The organism is Intestinibacter sp., assembly GCF_051866655.1.
Taxonomy (GTDB): domain Bacteria; phylum Bacillota; class Clostridia; order Peptostreptococcales; family Peptostreptococcaceae; genus Intestinibacter.
This window is the reverse complement of sequence record NZ_JBJDXL010000350.1, coordinates 1-3,360: the sequence shown is the minus strand read 5'-3', so window position 1 is coordinate 3,360 and position 3,360 is coordinate 1. Positions and strand designations below refer to the sequence as shown.

The window sequence follows — 3,360 nt, the reverse complement described above, 5'->3', positions numbered from 1 at the left end:
GGTCTTTATGAAAGTAAGCTCATTAGGAGTAAGTTTATACTTGCTAAGTATAGATATTTCTTCTTCTAAATTTAATGTTAAGTTTTTCAAGCAGTTCGAGATTAATAAAAATAATTAAACTAATCTGAAACTGCAATTATTTATCACTCTCTCGAGGTGGATTTAATTACATGTGGTTCTAAGAACTCCGCGTATAACTTAATTAGCTTTGTCATTTTATTTCTACGTTGATTTTATGTTCCTTAAATTCTTACTGTTTGTTATTCATAGTAACTAGTCAAGAACTAGGAGTTCTGATATTTTTAATATCTAAACGTAAAATCTTTAATACGCTTCACATAAGGTTTTGGCTCTCTTCCTTCCAGAACCTCATTAAGTCCATCTTCATCAATAGTAACTACGCTAGTAGAGTTATTGGACTTTTTAAACCACTCTGTTTCTACAGTCTGGTCTATCACTAGGGTAAATATTTCCGCTTTTTTGTCTCCTTCTTTTCTAACTACTCTTCCAATTCTCTGAACCTTTCTTATCTTCGAAGAATCTAGTCCAAGTATAATAGCTACTGATAATCCAGGAACATCCAGTCCTTCGTCTGCTTTACGCACAGTATGAAGAATTCCGGAACTCTCCTTACTAAATTCTTCAATGGTAGTTCTTCCCTTCTTCTTGCTATCCCGTCCAGAGAAAACTTTTCCCCCCATACCAATGGATTCAGCCATCTTTACGTTGTTAGAGAAAGTTATTATTTTGGAATTTGGTCTAGCCTCTATAATTCGTCTAGCTATTTCCAGTTTTTTCGGATGGTTATTGATGAACTCTTTACGAGCTTGAATCGTTCTCATAAACTGAGTAGCATGATAAGTAATTTGCCTAAAGACGGATTTCCTCTGTTCATCTGTTCCATTTGGGCACATCTCATCTCGGAGTTGAGACCTATATACAAACCCATTAGAACCTAAGCAATTCATTACCCTATCCCAGTCAAAATTGAAAAATTCAAAGTGCTCAGTAAATTCTCTATTCATATTCTTATAGACATCAATATCGTCTACATCAAGAATTACTTGGTATTCCTTATAATCTGAGACCCAACCATTCGCCTGAGATTCTACTAAGGTAATCTCATCAATTACCGGACAATACTTAGCTAGAAGAGCGTGTTTACCATCAAGTCTTTCAAAGGTAGCAGTTAATCCAAGGATATACCTATACTGTATTTTCTCGAACACAAGTCTAAGTGTATCAGCAGCACACCTATGGATTTCATCTAGGATAAGTATATCGCATTTATAGTTAGCTTTAATTGCGGAATTTATCACGAAAACTTCGCAATTTAACGACAAACCGTTGCAGTCAATAATACCACACCACTGCTCTCTTAAGGCTGTAGTTGGTACTACGACTACAACGTGCATTTCAGGATACTTCTTCAAAACTGTTTTTATACAGTTTAATCCTACTCTAGTTTTTCCAAATCCTGTGGAGGCAACTATGGTGCCTTTACATTTATTTTTAATCCATCGAACTCTACACTGTTCCTGTCGTTCATCCCTAGTTATTGTTTTAAACAAATTCTCTTGCATAGTCTATGAGTATACAAAGTAATGCTGCGTAGTTATCTGCATTAGCAATGCATAGATTCATGCAATTAGGGATAAGCTCTAGATACAGCCTCTCTATCATTCTAGAGTGATTCCTTTTGATTCAGCAACCATCCTAAGCTGCCTCATCCTTTCTTCCCACTGCTCGATGTGGAACATCACCTCATTCTCAAGCTTAAATAATACCTTATTGCGGAGAACTGTTAATTGGTCAGTGGTTAATTCAGAATACTTCTTAGGCTTCAGGTTCACCATTGCTCTAAGCTCATTAAAGCTAAGTCCTGCTGGCTTAACTGTTAACCTTACAGTATTCTTTATATTGAGACGCTCCTTGATTACTTCAAGTTTGCTTCTGGTATTTCCATCTTTATCTTTCTCATCAAACTCTTTCATTTCAGCTGGAGTAAGATATACTCCCATATTTAGAATAAAGCTGAAGGTAATATGCTTGTTGTCAAACCAACCTAGCTGATCTAGACCTCCGTCCAGAACTTCCTCAATAGAAATTCTCTCGAACTCTCTAGGAAGACCTCCAGTACAAGATGCAATAGATATATTCTCTAATTCGTTTGATGGGAAATCCTTCTTATGTGCATTCATATACGCGCGCAAATCCTGAATATATAGATGTCTAGGATAAGGCTTATTATCTGCACATATCGTACCCTGTTCTAGCTTACGGAGGAACAACTCCACATTGCACTTTCTACGTTGCTCGTCTATGATCTGTAACAATACATATCTTCCAGGATTAATTTTATCTGTACTATGTAACATAGACTCACAGTGGCTATAGAAGGTCTTTAACTGTTCAGGTGTAGCATCCACCAAACGTATTTCCTCCTGAGTTCCATCTGCTTTTCTAGCAAGTTTCCATACAAATGACTTAATGTCGTTATTTTTAGCCTCTATAGCTTCCGTAAGTTTTTCTCTCATTACGTTCATAAAATGTCTTTCTTCATATTGATAAAATTTTAAAATTGATCTTACATTACATATTCATAGTTTTTAGATCTAGGTTTATGTATAAACTTAATAAATTGAACTCCATTATAGGCATACGGAATCATTTTATTTCCATCAAACCAAGTGTCCACCCCTGCCTTAACTTCTATGAAATTTAAATACCCAACTTCATCTAGTTCTATATTTCTATGATTCCAGTTGGGGTATCTAGTACACATAATATACCTAGAATCCTTAGCTACGTCTACATCTAAACACTCAAATACATAGGTAATATAACCAAGTACATCCTTCTCCTTAGCTACTAGCTTTGCTAGAACTGTTGTTCCCAAGTTCCTCGTAGTAGACACATCCATATGCTGCAAAATTAGATGAGCATTTCTTAATCTCTGAGAAGCAGGGATATTTCTTACACGAGTCGCATGACCTATTTGGGAACTTCAGCTTAACTCCAAACTTATCTTTCTCCAAAGAGCTTACTTTAATAAAAGCCATAGAAGTAATCCAGAACTTATTGTTATCCCTCCTATCTTTAGAGTCAAGATAGTCCTGTCTTTTCGTTTTATCTCCTTATTAAGGGAAGCGATTTCAGAACTAAAAGACTCTGTTAGTAACTTATACTTATCTATTTCTACCTTACGTATAGAGTCAGATCTTAGTAATAAGTCATTATTCAGCTTATAGTTATTTAACTGCTGATGCAGGAGGGAATTAGTTTTAAGGAGTGCTTCATGCTCTAAGAAAATTAGATTAGTTCTCTTAAGCTGATCAGAAGTTATTAATACTGTCGAGT

4 protein-coding genes are annotated in these 3,360 nt (G+C 35.5%); all 4 read right to left on the bottom strand.

Translation table 11 applies throughout. The features are described from left to right. Positions 1–302: 302 nt before the first annotated feature. Positions 303–1,571 (bottom strand): DEAD/DEAH box helicase, encoded by a 1,269-nt coding sequence (locus ACI3VO_RS10515; protein ID WP_439757877.1) that lies wholly within the window; start codon positions 1,569–1,571, stop codon positions 303–305. Between the two features lie 108 nt (positions 1,572–1,679). Beyond that, on the bottom strand, positions 1,680–2,546 hold the full coding sequence (locus tag ACI3VO_RS10510) for a hypothetical protein (protein WP_439757876.1): 867 nt from the start codon (positions 2,544–2,546) through the stop codon (positions 1,680–1,682). A gap of 41 nt (positions 2,547–2,587) precedes the next feature. Continuing rightward, positions 2,588–2,899: a hypothetical protein gene (locus ACI3VO_RS10505; RefSeq protein WP_439757875.1), complete on the bottom strand. Its 312-nt coding sequence runs from the start codon at positions 2,897–2,899 to the stop codon at positions 2,588–2,590. 144 nt (positions 2,900–3,043) lie between these two features. Then, positions 3,044–3,360: hypothetical protein (locus ACI3VO_RS10500; RefSeq protein WP_439757874.1), on the bottom strand; the 317-nt coding region annotated here is incomplete at its 5' end.

Coding starts and splice junctions, on each gene's coding strand:
- ACI3VO_RS10510 (WP_439757876.1), bottom strand. CDS start 2,546: ATGAACGTAATGAGAGAAAAACTTACGGAAGCTATAGAGGCTAAAAAT.